At 70.7% G+C, this 19,899-nt stretch carries 1 protein-coding gene; it reads right to left on the bottom strand.

Annotated features, from left to right (window positions below; translation table 11 throughout):
• Positions 1-56: 56 nt before the first annotated feature.
• On the bottom strand, positions 57-19,886 hold the full coding sequence (locus ACFZB3_RS38180) for a non-ribosomal peptide synthase/polyketide synthase (RefSeq protein ID WP_391384592.1): 19,830 nt from the start codon (positions 19,884-19,886) through the stop codon (positions 57-59).
• Positions 19,887-19,899: the final 13 nt, after the last annotated feature.

Here is a 19,899-nt window from a genome sequence, read left to right on the forward strand (position 1 = left end):
TGCCGTCGCCATGACGCTCGATGTGAGGCTACGGACCGCAGGGTTTCGGCGAGGTATCACGAACTCCCGCGTTCCAGCTCGGCCAAAACCAGGTGGGCGATTCCGGCTAGTGGTTCCGCGGTTATCATCCGGCGGTGATCGGACTCCACCGGGTGCGTCTCGACAGTGCCCCGGATATAGGGCCGCCAGAATTCCGGTGCCTCTTCCGCGGACAGCAGTTCCGGGCGCCCCTGCGCGGCCACGAAAAGGAGTGCGTCCCCGTCATAGACGCCGGGCGTGTGGTCGCGCAGCAGCCGCAGGTTGTTCTCCTCGACCCTCCGGACGGCCGTCAGCCGCTCGGCGCTCTCCGTGCCGTCGGCCGGATCCGGCAGGGTCTCGCCGGTACCGTCGTCCCGCACCCGGCCGTCGATGAGCTGCACGGGCCCGCCGGTCGGCAGCGGTCCGCCGAATCCCGCGGATAGCCCGTCCCCGTGCTCCGGGATCCGTATCTCCTCGGCCTTCAGCTCCCGGTTGGGATATCCGTCCAGAATGGCCAGGAGGCCGACCGTGGCACCCTCGTCCTGCAGCCGTACCGCGACCGCGTGCGCGAGTACCCCGCCGAAAGACCAGCCCAGGAGATGGTAGGGGCCTTCCGGTTGTACGGAGCGGATCTGGGCGGCGTAATCGGCCGCCATTTCCTCGATGCTTCCCGGCAGTTCCGCATATCCGGTCAGACCGCGCGCCTGCAGGCCGTATATCGGATATCCGGCCGGCAGATGGTTGACGAGGGGTGCGTAGTGCCAGCCGAGGCCGCCACCGGAATGCAGACAGAACAGCGGGGGACGGTCCCCGCCGGTCCGCAGCGGCAGCAGGGTGTCGTAGTCGCCGGTGGCCGCCGGATCCCGGTCGAGCACCGCGACCAGTGCGGCAATCGTGGGCCCGGCGAACAGGTCCCGGATGCTGATCTCCGCGCCGAGCACCGTACGAATCCGCTCGACGAGCCGCATCGCCAGCAGCGAGTCACCGCCGAGGTCGAAGAACGACTCCTCGGTGCCGACCCGGTCCCGGCCCAGGATCCCGGCGAACAGCCCGCACAGGACCGCTTCGAGCGGCGTGCGCGGGTCCCCGCCGGCCGCCGGGCCGCCGAGGTCGGGGACGGGCAGGGCGGCCCGGTCCAGCTTGCCGTTGGCGGTGACGGGCAGCCGTTCCAGCAGCACCACGGCGGACGGCACCATGTAGTCGGGCAGCGTGCGCGCCGCGTACGCCCGCAGCGAGTCGGCGGTCAGGTCCGGGCCGCCGGGGACGGCGTAGGCGACCAGGCGCCTGGTGCCCGCCCGGTCCTCGTGCACGGCCACGGCGACCTGGCGTGTGCCGTCGTGCCCGGCCAGCACCGCCTCGACCTCGCCCGGCTCGATCCGGAACCCCCGGATCTTCACCTGGTCGTCCGCCCGGCCCGCGAACACCAGCTCTCCCTCCCTGGTCCAGCGCGCCAGGTCGCCCGTCCGGTACATGCGTTCCCCGGCGCCGGGGAACGGGCAGGCGACGAACCGCTCGGCCGTCAGACCGGACCGGCCGGCATAGCCGCGGGCGAGCCCCGCGCCGGCCACGTACAGCTCGCCGACCGACCCGGGCGGCAGGGGGTGCAGGAACTCGTCGAGGACGAAGGTCCGGCTGTTGTCCATCGGCCGGCCGATCGGCACGTTCGCCGGGACGGTGTCGCCTGCGGTGTACGCGCGCTGGGTGGTGAACGCCGTGGTCTCGGTGGGTCCGTAGGTGGTGCGGACGGTGAGCCCGGGATGGTCCCGCAGCAGCGTCCGGATCGCGGCGGCGGAGACGACGTCGCCTCCGGTCGACACCTCGCGGACCCCGGCGAACATCCGGGGCGCCTCCTCGGCGAGGGTCCTGAACAACCCCGCGGTGGCATGGACGTTCGTGACCCGGTGCGCGGCGATCAGCCGGCCGCGCGCGGCCGCGTCGGCGTCCCCCGCGGGCAGCACGACCAGGCGGCCGCCCCGTGCCAGGGTCACCCATATCTCGTATGTCGAGGCGTCGAAGGCGTGGTTGGCCTGCACCAGAACCCGTTCGGCGACCTCCGGACGCCAGTTGCGGTCCTCGACGAAGCTGACGACGTTGCGATGGGTGACCGAGACGCCCTTGGGTGTGCCGGTCGACCCGGACGTGTACATCACGTAGGCCAGGTGTCCGGGGCGCAGGGCCGCCGTGCGGTCCGCGTCGCGCGGCGCGGTCGCCGCGCCGAGCGCCATCTCGGCGACGGCGTCCTCCCACACCACGGCCCGGCAGCCGGCCGGCAGGACCTGCCGGGTCGCGCTGGTGCCGAGCACGAGGGCGGGCCGTACGTCGGCGAGGGTGAAGGCGATGCGCTCGGCGGGATGCGCCGGGTCGATCGGCACGTACGCGGCCCCCGCCTTCACCACGCCCAGCAGCACCACCAGCAGGTCGGCGGAGCGGTCCATCACCACCGCGACCCGGTCGTCGGGGCCGGTGCCCCGGCCGATCAGCCAGTGCGCGACCCGGTTGGCCAGCGCGTCCGTCTCCGCGTACGTCAGGGTGATGTCCGGGGCGGCGATCGCGACGGCGTCGGGGGTGCGGGCGACCTGCCGCTCGAACAGTTCGGGGAGGGTGGCGGCGGACAGCGGGTGCCCGGTGTCGTTCCATTCCTCCAGCACCGTGCGCTGCTCGGCGGGCCCGATGACGTCGAGGTCGCCGACCCGTACCCGCGGATCGGCGGCGACCGCCTCCAGCACCGCGACCAGCCGGCCGGCCAGGGACTCGGCGGTCCGCCCGTCGAACAGGTCCTTGGCGTACTGCAGTGAGCCCGCGATGCCGTCCGGAGCGCCGTCGCCGTCGCGCAGCTCGCCCAGGGTGACCGACAGGTCGAAGCGGGCGGCCACCGAGTGCTCCGCGTCCACCTGCTCCACCGTGAGGCCGGGCAGGCGCCATGCCGGGTCCTGGGCCGGGCCGCCGGAGTGCACGGCCAGCATGATCTGGAAGAGCGGCTGCCGGGCGAGCGAGCGCACCCGGCCGAGGTCGTCCACGAGCCGTTCGAACGGCAGGTCCTGGTGCGCGTAGGCGGCCAGGTCCGTGTCCCGGACCCGGTCGAGCAGTTCCTCGAAGCTCGGGTCACCGCTCACGTCCGTCCGCAGCACCAGGGTGTTGCTGAAGAACCCGGCCAGCTGCTCCACCGCGCTGTCACCGCGGCCGGCCACGGCGGTGCCGACCGGGATGTCGGTGCCCGCACCAAGCCGCGTCAGCAGCATCGCCAACGCGGCCTGCACCACCATGAACAGCGTGGCCGACCTGTCCCGGGCCAGCTTCGCCAGAGCGGCGTGGGCGGGTGCGCCGAGCCGCAGCGGTACGTCCGCGCCCTCGAAGGAGGAGAGCGCCGGCCGGGGCCGGTCAGCCGGGAGCGTGAGTTCCTCGGGCAGACCGGCCAACGCCGCACGCCAGTAACCGAGTTGGGAACTGATCAGACTGCCGGGATCGTCCAGGTCGCCGAGGACCTCCCGCTGCCACAACGCGTAGTCCGCATACTGCACCGGCAACGGCGACCACCCCGGCACCGAACCGGCATGCCGCGCCGCATAAGCCGTCCGCAGATCACGGGCCAGCACACCCATCGACCAGCCGTCCACCGCAATGTGATGCGCCACCAGCACCAGCACATGCTCCCCGGCCGACACCCTCAACAACTCCATGTGCAACGGAAGTTCACGGGACAGATCGAAACGCCGGCCCGCCGCACCGGCGAGAGCCCCGGACACATCCGCCCCAGCGACATCGCGCACGACGAGCACCGGCCCGCTGCCACGGACCTCCTGCCGGGGAACACCGTCCGTCATCGGAAAAACAGTCCGCAACGTCTCGTGCCGCCCCGCCACATCCCCCAACGCCGCCTCCAACGCGGCCACATCCAACTCACCGACCAACCGCAACGCCAACGGCACGTTGTAGCCGGCTCCCGCACCGGCCTCCTCCATCCGGTTCAGGAACCACATCCGCTGCTGGCCGAACGACAGCGGCACCACCCCGGGACGCTCGCGTGCGACGAGGTCCGCGCGGACGTCGTCCCGCCTGCCCTCCAGCAGCCGGGCCAGCGCGGCCGCGGTCGGCGCGCCGAACACGTCCCTGATGGTGATCTCGGCACCCAGCGCGGAGCGGATCCTGGCGATGAGCCGCATCGCGAGCAGCGAGTCACCGCCCAGCTCGAAGAACGAACCGTCGGCGCCGACCTCTTCCCGCCCCAGCACTTCGGCGAGGATCCCGCACAGGGCTTCCTCCGTCGCGGTGGCGGGTGCGCGCCCCTCGCCACCGGTGGACTCCGGGGCGGGCAGGGCGGCCCGGTCCAGCTTCCCGTGCACGGTGACCGGCAGGGCGTCCAGCGTCACGAACGCGGACGGCACCATGTAGTCCGGCAGCCGCCCGGCGACATGCTCGCGCAGGACGTCGGGGTCCGGAATCCCGTCCGCGGCGACGACGTAGGCGACCAGCCGCCTGGTGCCCGGCCGGTCCTCGCGCGCGATCACCGCGACCTGGCCCACGCTCTCGTGCCCGGCCAGCACCGCCTCGACCTCGCCCGGCTCGATCCGGAACCCCCGGATCTTCACCTGGTCGTCCGCCCGCCCGGCGAACACCAGCTCCCCCTCCCGGGTCCAGCGCGCCAGGTCTCCCGTCCGGTACATGCGCTCCCCGGCACCGCCGAACGGACAGGCGACGAACCGCTCCGCCGTCAGCGCGGCCCGGTCGTCGTAGCCCCGGGCCAGTCCGGAACCCGCGAGGTACAGCTCCCCCGTCACCCCGGGGGCGACCGGGCGCAGGAACTCGTCCAGCACATAGGTCCGCGTGTTGTCCATCGGCGAGCCGATCGGCAGCACCGCGGGGGCGTCGGCGCCGGGCTCCACGACGTACGTCGTCGCGCACAGCGTGGCCTCCGTCGGCCCGTACAGATGCCGCACCCGCAGCCCCGGCGCCGCCTCGCGCACGCGCGCCACCGAGCCCGCCGGCACCACGTCACCGCCGGTGAGCACCTCGGTCAGCCCGGTCAGCGACTCGGCCGACTCCTCCGCCAGGACGCCGAACAGCCCCGCCGTCACGTGGACGGCCGTCAGCCGGTGCGCCTGTACGAGCCCGGCCAGGGCCCGGCCGTCCACGGCCCCGGGCGCGGCGACCACGATCGCGCCACCGTGCACGAGCGGCACCCACACCTCGTACGTCGACGCGTCGAAGGCGTGCGGCGCGTGCATCAGCACCCGGTCGCCCTCGCCCACCGGCCAGCCCCGGTCCAGCACCAGCCCCACGACACCGCCGTGGGTGGTGACGATGCCCTTCGGCTCCCCCGTCGACCCGGAGGTGAACATCACGTACGCCGTCGACCGCGCCGACAGCGCGGCCCGCGGAGCCGGCCCGGCGCAGGCCGCGACCTCGGCCACGACCGCGGGGTCGTCCCACACGACGTGCGGGCCGTCCCAGCCGGACAGCAGGTCCACCGTGTCCCGAGCGCACAGCACGATCCCGGGGGCCGCTCCGGCCAGGATCCGGCCGACCCGATCGCCCGGGTACGACGGGTCCACCGGGACGTAGGCCGCGCCGGCCTTCGTGATGCCGAGCAGGGCCACCACGAGGTCGGCCGAGCGGTCCATCACCACTCCGACCCGGCTCTCCGGCCCGGCTCCGCGCTCCACGAGCCAGCGCGCCACCCGGTCGGACCGCGCGTCGAGTTCGGCGTACGTCAGTGACGTCCCGTCGGCGGCGCCGATCAGCGCCACCGCGTCCGGGGTCCGCGCCGCCCGGGCGGTGAACAGCTCCGGCAGGGTCGCCGCCGGGACGGGGTACGCCGTGTCGTTCCAGTCCGCGACGACCGTACGCTGCTCCGCCTCGTCGAGGACGTCGAGGTGGCTGATCCGCAGCGCCGGGTCGGCGGCCACCTGCTGCAGTACCCGGGACAGGCGGGCCGCGAGGGCTTCGGCGGTCGAGGCGTCGAACAGGTCCGTGGCGTACAGCAGTCCGCCTGAGACGCCGTCGGGGGCGCCGTGCTCGTCGCGCCGCTCGGCGAGCGTCAGGGACAGGTCGAAGCGGGCGCCGGTACCGGCGCCGTCGTCCGTCGGCACCGGCCGGACGTCCAGTTCGGGAAGGTCCCAGGATCCGCCCTCCTGAGGGAGGTTCTGCAGGACCAGCATGATCTGGAAGAGCGGGTGCCGGGACAGTGACCGGGCAGGGTTCAGGTCCTCGACGATGCGCTCGAACGGCAGGTCCTGGTGCGCGTAAGCGGCCAGGTCCGAGTCCCGGACCCGGTCGAGCAGTTCCTCGAAGCTCGGATCACCGCTCACGTCCGTCCGCAGCACCAGCGTGTTCACGAAGAACCCCGCCAGATCGTCGAGCGACTCGTCGCCACGCCCGGCGGTCGCGGTACCCACCGGGATGTCGGTACCCGCACCCAGCCGCGCCAGCAGCATCGCCAACGCCGCCTGCACCACCATGAACATCGTCGCCGAGCCCCGCTGCGCGGCCTCGGTCAGCCCGACATGGGAAGCGCGGTCGATCTCCACGGGGACGGAGGCACCCTCGAAGGACGGGACGGCGGGCCGGGGCCGATCGACCGGGAGCATGAGTTCCGCGGGTAGATCAGCCAACGCCGCACGCCAGTAGTCGAGTTGGGAGCTGATCAGGCTCTCGGGATCGTCCAGGTCGCCGAGGACCTCCCGCTGCCACAACGCGTAGTCCGCATACTGCACCGGCAACGGCGACCACCCCGGCACCGAACCGGCATGCCGCGCCGCATAAGCCGTCCGCAGATCACGGGCCAGCACACCCATCGACCAGCCGTCCACCGCGATGTGATGCGCCACCAGCACCAGCACATGCTCCCCGGCCGACACCCTCAACAACTCGGTGTACAACGGAAGTTCGCAGGACAGGTCGAAGCGCCGGCCCGCCGCACCGGCGAGAGTGCCGGACAGGTCCGCCCCAGCGACGTCGCGCACGACGAGCACCGGCCCGCTGCCACGGACCTCCTGCCGGGGAACACCGTCCGTCGTCGGGAAGACGGTGCGCAACGTCTCGTGCCGCCCCGCCACATCCCCCAACGCCGCCTCCAACGCGGCCACATCCAACTCACCGACCAACCGCAACGCCAACGCCACGTTGTAGGCGGCACCCGCGTCGGCTTCTTCGAGCCGGTTGAGGAACCACATGCGCTGCTGGCCGAACGACAACGGCAGCACCTCAGGACGCTCCCGCACCACGATGCCGGCCCGCGCCACACCCCGCCCGCTCTCCACCAACCGAGCCAGCCCCGCCACCGTCGGCGCACCGAACAACTCCCGGATGGTGATCTCGGTCTCGAACGCCGAGCGGATCGACGCGATGAGCCGCATCGCCAGCAGCGAGTCACCGCCGAGATCGAAGAACGAGACCTCCGCACCCACCCGTTCCAGCCCCAGCACCGCCTCGAACAGCCCGCACATGATTTCTTCGGTCCCGGTGGCGGGCCCGCGGCCGTCACCGCCGGCGACCTCGGGGACGGGCAGGGCGGCGCGGTCCAGCTTCCCGTTCGCGGTGACCGGCAGGGCGTCCAGCGTCACGAACGCGGACGGCACCATGTAGTCGGGCAGCCGGTCGGTGACGTACTCCCGCAGGGCATCCGGGTCCGTCTCCGGGCCGGCCGGGACGACATAGGCGACCAGGCGTTTGGTGCCCGGCTGGTCCTCACGCGCGATGACGGCTGCCTGGGCGACGTCCCGGTGTGCGGCCAGGACGGCCTCGACCTCGCCGGGTTCGATCCGGAAACCGCGGATCTTCACCTGGTCATCCGCCCGCCCCGCGAACATGAGCTGACCGTCGCGGGTCCAGCGGGCCAGGTCGCCCGTGCGGTACATGCGCTCCCCGGCGCCGGGGAAGGGACAGGCGACGAACCGCTCCGCCGTCAGCGCGGCCCGGCCCGCATAGCCGCGCGCGAGCCCCGCTCCGGCGACGTACAACTCGCCCGTCACCCCGGGGGCGACCGGGTGCAGGAACTCGTCCAGCACGAACGCCCGGCTGTTCCACACGGCTCGTCCGATCGGTACCGTGCTCCGCTCCGGCTCGGGCGTCAGCGGGTCCGTCATGGTCGCGCAGATCGTCGTCTCGGTCGGGCCGTAGGCGTTGACGAGGTCCACGCGTTCCGACCAGGCCGCCACCAGGGACGGAGGGCAGGCCTCTCCGGCGACGACGACCGTCCGCACGGAGGCGGGCAGCCGCGTGGTGCCCGCGAGCACGGAGGGCGGGAGGGTGACGTGCGTGACGCCGTAGTCCGCGAGCAGGTCCTCCAGCGGGCCGTGGGGCGGCATCCGGTCGGCGGGCGCGGTGACGAGGGCCGCGCCGGAGGTCAGGGCCATCACCAGCTCCCACACAGAGGCGTCGAAGCCCAGCGCGGCGAACTGCAGGACCCGGGCTCCCGGCCCGGTGCCGAACCGGTCGGTCTGGCAGCGGGAGAGGGCGGCGAGACCGGCGTGGGTGACGACGACGCCCTTGGGCGTGCCGGTCGAGCCGGAGGTGTAGATCACGTAGGCCGGGTGCGCGGGGCTCAGCGCGACCACCGGCGCCACCGCGGGACACCGGGCGACCTCCGCCAAGGTCCCCGCCTCGTCCCACACCACCCGCTCGACACCTGCACCTGCACCTGCACCGACGCCCACACCGACATCGGCACCGGCACCGGCACCGGCACCGGCACCGGCCACGAGTAGACCTGCGGTACTGACCGTGCACAGCACCAGCGCAGGCTCGGCATCGGCCAGGACGAACCCGATCCGCTCCGCGGGGTAGTTCGGGTCCAGGGGGATGTAGGCGGCTCCTGCCTTCACGATGCCCAGCAACGCCACGACGAGATCCACCGACCGCTCCATCAGGACGCCGACCCGGTCCTCCGGACCGACCCCCCGCCCCGTCAACCAGTGCGCCACCCGATTCGACCGCTCCTCCAACTCCCCATACGTCAGCACCACTCCATCCCCGACCAGAGCAGGCTCATCAGACGTACGACCCACCTGCGCACCGAACAACTCCGGCAGCGTCGAAGCCGCCACCGGCCGCACAGACCCACTCCACCCCTCGACCAACACCCGCCGCTCACCCTCACCCAGCACATCTACCTCACCGATCCGCACCCCCGGATCAGCCGCCACCCGCTCCAGCACCCGCACCAGACGACCCACCAAAGCCACCACGGTCGACTCATCGAACAGATCAACCGCAAACTGCACACTCCCCACGATCCCCGCAGGCACACCCCGCCCGTCCCGCCGCTCCGTGAGATTCACCGAGAGGTCGAACCGGGCCGCCACGTCCTCGTCGACGGGCATCGGCTCGATACTCAGGCCCGGCACGTCCCACGGGTTCTGGGTGCGCGGCAGGTTCTGCAGGATCAGCATGATCTGGAACAGCGGATGGCGTGCCAGCGACCGGGCCGGGTTCAGCTCGTCCACCAGGAGTTCGAAGGGCACGTCCTGATGGGCGTACGCCGCCAGATCCGCCTCCCGCACCCGGCCCAGCAGCTCCACGAACGTCGGATCACCGCTCACGTCCGTCCGCAGCACCAGCGTGTTCACGAAGAACCCCGCCAGATCGTCGAGCACGTCGTCACCACGCCCCGCGGTCGCGGTACCGACCGGGATGTCGGTGCCCGCACCCAGCCGCGCCAGCAGCAACGCCAACGCCGCCTGCACCACCATGAAGAGCGTGGCGCCCTCCCGCTCCGCGATTTCCGCGAGCCCGGCGTGCACCTCCGCGCCGACCTGGACCTGGACGGCGCGGCCCCGGAAGGAGCCGGCCGCGGGCCGTGCCCGATCGACCGGGAGTTCGAGTTCCTCCGGCAGACCGTCAAGCGCGGTGCGCCAGTGGCCGAGCTGGGAGCTGATCAGGCTGCCGGGATCGTCGAGGTCGCCGAGGACCTCGCGCTGCCACAGCGCGTAGTCCGCGTACTGCACCGGCAACGGCGACCACTCCGGCACCGAACCGGCGTGCCGGGCCCGGTACGCCTCCCACAGGTCCCGGGTGAGCACGGCCATGGACCACCCGTCCACGGCGATGTGATGCGCCACCAGCACCAGCACGTGTTCGGTGGCGGACACGGTCAGCAACTCCACCCGCCACGGCAGGCCGCCGGCCAGGTCGAACCGCCGGGCGCCTGCCTCGGCGATCAGTGCGGGAAGATCGGCGGAGACAACCGCCTCCCGCACAAGCAGCCTCGGGCGGGCCTCGGGGCCGTCCAGGATCCGCTGCCGGGGCACGCCGTCCGTCTCGGGGAAGAGAGTACGCAGCGTCTCGTGCCGTTCGGCGACATCGCCCAACGCCGACTCAAAGGCCCTGACGTCGAGTTCACCGGTCACGCGGACGGACGTGGACACGTTGTAGGCGGCGCCCGCGTCGGCTTCTTCGAGCCGGTTGAGGAACCACATGCGCTGCTGGCCGAACGACAGCGGCAGCACCTCGGGACGCTCCCGCACCACGATGCCGGCCCGCGCCGTGCCCCGCCCGCTCTCCACCAGCCGGGCCAGCCCCGCCACCGTGGGCGCACCGAACAACTCCCGGATGTTGACCTCGGCGTCCAGTTCGGAGCGGATCCTGGCGATCAGCCTGATCGCGAGCAGCGAGTCGCCGCCGAGTTCGAAGAAGGAGTCCTCCGCACCCACCCGCTCCTGCCCCAGCACTTCGGCGAACAGACCGCACAGCAACTCCTCCAGCGGAGTCTCCGCGTCTCGGCCTGTGCCGGCGGTGAACTCCGGGGCGGGCAGGGCGGCGCGGTCCAGCTTCCCGTTCACGGTGACCGGCAGAGCGTCCAGCGCCAGGAACGCGGACGGCACCATGTAGTCGGGGAGCCGGTCGGTGACGTACTCCCGCAGAGCGACGGCATCGAAGCTCTCGTGTTCGGCGACGACGTAGGCGACCAGACGTTTCGTGCCCGGCTGGTCCTCGCGAGCGATGACGGCTGCCTGGGCGACGTCCTGGTGTGCGGCCAGGACGGCTTCGACCTCGCCGGGTTCGATCCGGAAACCGCGGATCTTCACCTGGTCGTCTACACGACCTGCGAACATGAGCTGGCCGTCGCGGGTCCAGCGGGCCAGGTCACCCGTGCGATACATGCGTTCCCCGGCGCCGGGGAACGGGCAGGCGACGAACCGCTCCGCCGTCAGTCCAGGCCGATCGTCGTACCCGCGTGCCAGCCCGGCACCCGCGATAAACAGCTCACCCGTCACCCCGGGGGCGACCGGGTGCAGGAACTCGTCCAGCACATAGGCCCGCGTGTTGTCCATCGGACGCCCGATCGGCACCACATCCGGGACTACGTCACCAGACGCATAAGCCAACTGGGTCGTGAACGCGGTCGCCTCTGTCGGACCGTACGTCGTACGCACCGTCAGACCAGGGTGAGCTTCGAGGAGGGTGCGGATCGCGGCGGCGGACACCACATCGCCGCCCGTGGAGACCTCCCGCACGCCCGCGAAGATCTCCGGGGACTCCTCCGCCAGCACCCGGAACAACCCCGCGGTCGCATGCACATTCGTCACGCTGTGCCGGGCAATGACGCCGCCTCGTATCCCGGCGTCCAGCTCGCCCTCGGGCAGCAGCACCAGCCGCCCACCACGCACCAACGCCACCCACAGCTCATACGTCGACGCATCGAACGCATGATTCGCCTGCACCAGCACCCGCTCAGCCACATCATCACGCCAGCACCCGTCCGCCACGAACGCCGCGACGTTGGCATGCGTGACCGCAACACCCTTCGGCACACCCGACGACCCCGACGTATACATCACATACGCCAAGCTCGATGGAGACACGGTCACACCCGGGTTCAGTGGCTCCGCCTCGAACACCTCATCCGTAAGGACCGTGTCCAAGCCGTCCAGGGAGCGGTCGGCCAGCACCACGGACACCCCGGCCTCCGCCACCACACCCCGCAACCGCTCCACCGGATGCCCCGCGTCCAGAGGCACGTAAGCGGCCCCCGCCTTCACCACACCCAGCAGCACCGCAACCAGATCGGCCGACCGGCCCATCACCACACCCACCCGATCCTCCAGGCCCACACCCCGGCTGCTCAGCCAGTGCGCCACCCGGTCCGACCGCTCGTCCAACTCCCCATACGTCCAAGCGGCCCCGTCACCGTCCACCACCGCCACTGCATCCGGAACCCGCCCCACCTGCTCCGCGAACAATCCCGGCAATCCCAACCCCATCACCGGCCGAGCAGTGTCATTCCAGCCTTCGGTAACTCGACGCTGCTCGGCGGATTCCAGTACTTCCAGACGGCCGACCCGCACCGAGGGATCCGCGGACACCTGTTCAAGCACCCGCTGCAGCCGCGCGGCGAGGTCACTGACAGTGGTCTGGTCAAACAGCTCGGTGGCGTACTGGATGGTCCCTCGGAGTCCTGCGGGGGTGCCCTGGTCATCACGCAGCTCGTTCAACCCGACGGACAGGTCGAAGCGGCTCACCACCGACGTGTCGGCCGGTACGGGCTGCACCTGGAGTCCAGGCAGCTCCCAAGTGGCGTCCGCCCGGGCGTCGCTCTGCACAGCCAGCATGATCTGGAAGAGCGGGTGCCGGGACAGTGACCGGGCAGGGTTCAGGTCCTCGACGAGGCGCTCGAACGGCAGGTCCTGGTGCGCGTAGGCGGCCAGGTCCGTGTCCCGGACCCGGGCCAGCACTTCCTCGAAGCTCGGATCACCGCTCACATCCGTCCGCAGCACCAGCGTGTTCACGAAGAACCCCGCCAGATCGTCGAGCGAGTCGTCACCGCGGCCGGCCACGGCGGTGCCGACCGGGATGTCGGTGCCCGCACCGAGCCGCGCCAGCAGCATCGCCAACGCCGCCTGCACCACCATGAACATCGTCGCCGAACCCGCCCGGGCCGCAGCAGCCAACCCGATGTGCGCCTCCGCACCCAGCTCCAGCGGGACCAACCCGCCTTCGAAGGACGGGACGGCGGGCCGGGGCCGGTCGGCCGGAAGGTTCAGTTCCGCAGGCAGTTCGGTCAACGCCACGCGCCAGTAGCCGAGTTGCGAACTGATCAGACTGTCGGGATCGTCGAGGTCGCCGAGGACCTCCCGCTGCCACAACGCGTAGTCCGCATACTGCACCGGCAACGGCGACCAGGCCGGCGCCGAGCCATGCAGACGCGCCTCAAATCCAGTACGCAGATCGCGAGCGAGTACGGTCATCGACTCGCCGTCGACGGCGATGTGATGCGCCACCAGCACCAGTACATGCTCCGTGGCCGACACCGTCAGCAACTCCGTACGCCAGGGCAGCTCACGCCTCAGATCGAAACCAGCCCCGGCAATCCCGGCCACCCGATCCCGAAGATCTTCCGCCGCCACACGCCGAACCACCAACGGCACCCGCCCGGCATCCCCCACCAGCACCACCTGCCGAGGCACACCATCCGTCTCGGGAAAGACAGTCCGCAACGTCTCGTGCCGCCCCGCCACATCCCCCAACGCCGCTTCCAACGCGGCCACATCCAGCTCACCGACCAACCGCAACGCCAACGCCACGTTGTAGGCGGCGCCCGCGTCCGCTTCTTCGAGCCGGTTGAGGAACCACATGCGCTGCTGGCCGAACGACAACGGCAGCACCTCAGGACGCTCCCGCACCACGATCCCGGCCCGCGCCACACCCCGCCCGCTCTCCACCAGCCGGGCCAGCCCCGCCACCGTCGGCGCACCGAACAACTCCGCGATGCTGACCTCCGCTTCCAGAATCGAGCGGGTCCTGGCGACCAGTCGCATCGCCAGCAGCGAATCACCGCCAAGGTCGAAGAACGAGTCCTCGACGCCGACCTGTTCCGCCCCCAGCCCCAGCACCTCGGCGAACAGCCCGCACAGGACCTCCTCCGTCTGGTTCCGGGAGGTACGGCCTTCACCGCCGGTGAACTCCGGGGCGGGCAGGGCGGCGCGGTCCAGCTTCCCGTTCACGGTGACCGGCAGAGCGTCCAGTGCCAGGAACGCGGACGGCACCATGTAGTCGGGGAGCCGGTCGGTGACGTACTCCCGCAGCATGCCTGCGTCGAAGGCCTCGTGTGCGGCGACGACGTAGGCGACCAGACGTTTCGTGCCCGGCTGATCCTCACGCGCGACGACCGCAACCTGCGCCACTCCCTCGTGCGCCGCCACAACGGCTTCGACCTCGCCGGGTTCGATCCGGAACCCGCGGATCTTCACCTGGTCGTCTGCCCGCCCCGCGAACACCAGCAGACCCTCACGGGTCCAGCGCGCCAGGTCGCCCGTCCGGTACATGCGCTCCCCGGCACCGGGGAACGGGCAGGCAACGAACCGTTCGCCTGTCAGTCCAGGCCGATCGTCGTAACCGCGCGCCAGACCAGCACCCGCGACATACAACTCACCCACTACACCGGGCGCCACGGGGCGCAGGAATTCGTCCAGCACATAGGCCCGCGTGTTGTCCATTGGACGCCCGATCGGCACCACATCCGGCACCACATCACCAGACACGAACCCCAACTGGGTCGTGAACGCGGTCGCCTCTGTCGGACCGTACGTCGTACGCACCGTCAGACCGGGGTGAGCTTCGAGCAGGGTGCGGATCGCGGCAGCGGACACCACATCGCCGCCCGTGGAAACCTCCCGCACGCCCGCGAAGATCTCCGGGGACTCCTCCGCCAGCACCCGGAACAACCCCGCCGTCGCATGCACATTCGTCACACCCTGCCGCGCGATGACGCCGCCCCGTATCCCGGCGTCCAGCTCGCCCTCGGGCAGCAGCACCAGCCGACCACCCCGCACCAGCGCCACCCACAGCTCGTACGTCGACGCATCGAACGCATGATTCGCCTGTACGAGTACGCGCGCAGTCGCGTCGTCGCGCCAGCATCCGTCCGCGACGAACGCCGCGACGTTGGCGTGCGTGACCGCGACGCCCTTCGGCACACCCGACGACCCCGACGTATACATCACATACGCCAGATTCTCCGGAGACACGAGGACGCCCGGATTCAGCGGCTCCGCCCCGAACACCTCATCCGTAAGGACCGTGTCCAAGCCGTCCACGGAACGGTCGGCCACCACCACCGACACCCCCGCCTCCGCCACCACACCCCACAACCGCTCCACCGGATGCCCTGCGTCAAGAGGTACGTAGGCGGCCCCTACCTTCACCACACCGAGGAGTACCGCGATCAGATCGGCCGACCGGCCCATCACCACACCCACCCGATCCTCCAGGCCCACACCCCGGCTGCTCAGCCAGTGCGCCACCCGGTCCGACCGCTCATCCAACTCCCCATACGTCCAAGCGGCCCCATCACCGTCCACCACCGCCACTGCATCCGGAGTCCGCCCCACCTGCTCCGCGAACAACCCCGGCAACCCCAACCCCACCACCGGCCGACCCGTGTCATTCCACCCCTCAACAACCGCATACTCCTCCACCCCATCCAGCACATCCACACCACTCACCCGCAACAACGGATCCACAGCCACCTGCTCCAACACCCGCACCAACCGCCCCGCCAACACCCCAGCCGTCGAAGCATCGAACAGATCGGTGGCGTACTGAAGTTCGCCGTCCATGCCGGCGGGAGAACCACGGCCGTCACGGTGCTCGGCAAAACTGATACTCAGATCGACACGGGCGGCGACTGCGTCGCCAACGCCGTACGGCTCTACGTGCAGCGCGGGCAACTCCCAAGCCGCCTGAACCTGGGGAAGGTTCTGCAGGACGAGCATGACCTGGAACAGAGGGTTCCGGGAGAGGGAGCGTACTGGGTTCAGCTCGTCCACCAGCCGTTCGAACGGCAGGTCCTGATGGGTGTAAGCGGCGAGATCGGTCTCCCGCACCCGGGTCAGCAGCTCCGCGAAGGTCGGATCACCGCTGACGTCCGTCCGCAGCACCAGCGTGTTCACGAAGAACCCGGCCAACTCGTCGAGCGCACTGTCGCCGCGGCCGGCGACGGTGGTTCCGACGGGGATGTCGGTGCCCGCGCCAAGCCTGGCGAGCAGCATGGCAAGCGCCGCCTGGACGACCATGAACATGGTTGCCGAGCCCTGTTGGGCCGCATTCACCAGACGTGCGTGCGTGTGGGCGTCGAGCCGTACCGGCAGTGAACCGCCCTGGAAGGACGAGACGGCGGGCCGCAGCCTGTCGACCGGGAGCGTGAGTTCTTCCGGTAGGCCGGCAAGTGCCGTACGCCAGTAGCCAAGTTGGGCGCTCAGTAGACTCCCGGGATCATCGAGTTCGCCCAGCACCTCCCGCTGCCACAGCGCGTAGTCCGCGTACTGCACCGGCAACGGCGACCACGCCGGCACCGATCCGGCATGCCGGGCCGCGTACGCGGTCTGAATGTCGCGGGCGATGACACCCATCGACCATCCGTCCACCGCGATGTGATGCGCCACCAGCACCAGCACATGTTCGGTCCGTGACAGGGCCAGCAGCTCGATCCGCCAGGGGAGGTCACGAGCCAGATCGAAACGCCGAGCGACGCCCTCGGCCACCGCGTCGGACAGCCCGTCCGCGGTCACCGGGCGCGCCAGGACGCGAGGGTGCCCTGCGGGGCCCTGCAGGATGTGCTGCTGGGGGAGCCCGTCGTACTCCGAATAGACGGTACGCAGCGACTCGTGTCTGTCTGCCACGTCCGCGAGCGCCGCCTCCAGCACGGCCAGATCCAGTTCACCGGTCAGTTTCAGGGTCAGGGGCACGTTGTATCCCGCCCCGGTTCCCTGCTCTTCGAGCCGGTTGAGGAACCACATGCGCTGCTGGCCGAAGGACAGCGGGAGAACGTCGGGACGTTCGCGTGCCACGATCCCGGCCCTCACGTCGGATCGGCCGTCCTCGACCAGCCGAGTGAGTCCTGCCACGGTGGGTGCGCCGAACAGTTGCCGTACGCCGACTTCGGCATTCAGCACCGCCCTGATGCGGGCGATCAACCGCATCGCAAGGAGTGAGTCACCGCCGAGTTCGAAGAACGAGTCCTCCGCACCGACCCAGTCGCGTCCCAGAACCTCGCCGAACAGCCCGCACAGCACCTCCTCCAACGGTGACGCGGGACCGCGCCCGACGATGCCGGCCAGGTCCGGGGCGGGCAGGGCTGCGCGGTCCAGCTTCCCGTTCGCTGTGATCGGCAGAGCGTCCAGCGACACGAACGCGGACGGCACCATGTAGTCGGGAAGCCTGCCCTCGACATACACCCGCAGCGCGCCCGCGTCGAAGGCCTCGGCAACGACGTAGGCGACCAGGCGCTTCGTGCCCGGCTGATCCTCACGCGCTATGACGGCTGCCTGGGCGACGTCCTGGTGCGCGGCCAGGACGGCTTCGACCTCGCCGGGTTCGATCCGGAACCCACGGATCTTCACCTGGTCATCCGCCCGCCCCGCGAACACCAGCAGACCCTCGCGGGTCCAGCGGGCCAGGTCACCCGTGCGATACATCCTGCCCGCGGAACCGCCGAACGGGCACGCCACGAACCGCTCCGCCGTCAGCCCGGCCCGGCTGTCATACCCGCGCGCCAGACCGGCACCGGCGATATACAGCTCGCCCGTCACCCCGGGGGCGACCGGGTGCAGGAACTCGTCCAGCACATACGCCCGCGAGTTGTCCATCGGACGACCGATCGGCACCACATCCGGGACTACGTCACCAGACACGAAAGCCAACTGGGTCGTGAACGCGGTCGCCTCCGTCGGACCGTACGTCGTACGCACCGTCAGACCGGGGTGAGCTGCGAGCAGGGTGCGGATCGCGGCAGCGGACACCACATCGCCGCCCGTGGAAACCTCCCGCACGCCCGCGAAGATCTCCGGGGACTCCTCCGCCAGCACCCGGAACAACCCCGCCGTCGCATGCACATTCGTCACACCCTGCCGCGCGATGACACCACCCCGCACCCCCGCGTCCAGCTCACCCTCGGGCAGCAGCACCAGCCGACCACCCCGCACCAACGCCACCCACAGCTCATACGTCGACGCATCGAACGCATGATTCGCCTGCACCAGCACCCGCTCAGCCACATCATCACGCCAGCACCCGTCCGCGACGAACGCCGCGACGTTGGCATGCGTGACCGCAACACCCTTCGGCACACCCGACGACCCCGACGTATACATCACATACGCCAAGCTCTCCGGAAGCACGGTCACACCCGGGTTCACCGGCTCCGCCTCGAACACCTCATCCGTAAGGACCGTGTCCAGACCGTCGATGGAACGGTCGGCCACCACCACCGACACCCCCGCCTCCGCCACCACCCCACGCAACCGCTCCACCGGATGCCCCGCATCCAGAGGCACGTAAGCGGCCCCTACCTTCACCACACCGAGGAGTACCGCGATCAGATCGGCCGACCGGCCCATCACCACACCCACCCGGCCCTCCACACCCACACCCCGACTGCTCAGCCAGTGCGCCACCCGGTCCGACCGCTCATCCAACTCCCCATACGTCCAAGCGGCCCCATCACCACCCGCCACCGCCACCGCACCCGGCGTCCGCCCCACCTGCTCCGCAAACAACCCCGGCAACCCCAACCCCACCACCGGCCGACCCGTGTCATTCCACCCCCGAAGCACAACCTCCCGCTCCCCCTCCCCCAACACATCAAGCCGACCCACCAACACCCCAGGATCAACAACCACCCGCTCCAACAACCCCACCAACCGCTCCCCCAACCCCCGCACCCCCACCACATCGAACACATCAACGTGGAAGTCGAAACGCAACTCCATCCGGTCGCCGGGAACGACCCCGAGGATCAACGGGTAGTGGGCGGTGTCCGAGCTGGACGAACCGGTGATCTGCAGGCCACCGGACTGGACGAGGTCCCCCTGGGCCGGCATCGGATAGTTCTGGTAGACGACGAGGGAGTCGAAGGTTCCGCCGGGTCCCGCAAGTCGCTGGATCTCGGCGAGCCCGAGGTGCTGGTGGTCGAAGAGCTCGGCCTGCTGGGCCTGGAGTTCGGTCAGCAGCTGGGCGACCGTACGGTACGGGTCCAGTCGTACCCGCACCGGCACCGTGTTGATGAACAGCCCCAGCATCCGCTCCACACCAGGCAGATCCGCGGGACGCCCTGCCACCACCGCGCCGAACACCACATCACTGCGCCCGGTCAGCGTCCCGACCAGCACACCCCACATGCCCTGCACCACGGTGTTCGGAGTCAGCCCGTGTTGCCGTGCGAACTCCCTTAATTTGCCTGCCAGTTCTGTGCCGACCGGCACCGTCGCGTGTGCGGGTACACCAGGTTCCGCGCCACGATCCGACGGGCCGACCAGAGTCGGCTCGCCCACTCCCGCGAGCGCCCTCCGCCATGCCTCCCGCGCGGCGTCCTTGTCCTGACGGCCCAGCCACGCGAGGTACTCCCGGTACGGCGTCACCGGTGGCAGGACGGTCACGTCGCCACCCGCCGCGTACAGCTCGGACAGCTCGCCGAACAGCACCGGCAACGACCAGCCGTCCATGAGAATGTGGTGCATCGTCAGGACCATCTCGTAGTGCGCGTCGTCCAGCTTCAGCAGCAGCAACCGCAGCAGCGGCGGCACCGCCGGATCGAATCGGCGCCCGTGCTCGGCCTCCTTGAGCCGGGCCGCCTCCGCCCGGCCCTCCGCCGCGGGCAGCCCGGAGAGGTCGACCTCGCGCCAGGGCAGGGTGGCACCCCGGACCACCACCTGGACGACCTGCTGCATCCCCGGTGGTTGCTGGAAGCTCGCGCGCAGGCTGGCGTGCCGGTTCAGCAGTGCCTCCCACGACGCCCGCAGCACCCCGGTGTCCAGCGGGGCGGCCAGGTCGGTGACAAACTGCTCCACGTACACGTCCCGGGCCTGCTCGTCGTACTGAGCGTGGAACAGCAACCCTTCCTGGAGCGGAGAGAGCGGCCACACATCTTCGATACGCATCCGGGTCACCGCG

Source organism: Streptomyces sp. NPDC008092 (genome assembly GCF_042957285.1).
GTDB lineage: Bacteria > Actinomycetota > Actinomycetes > Streptomycetales > Streptomycetaceae > Streptomyces.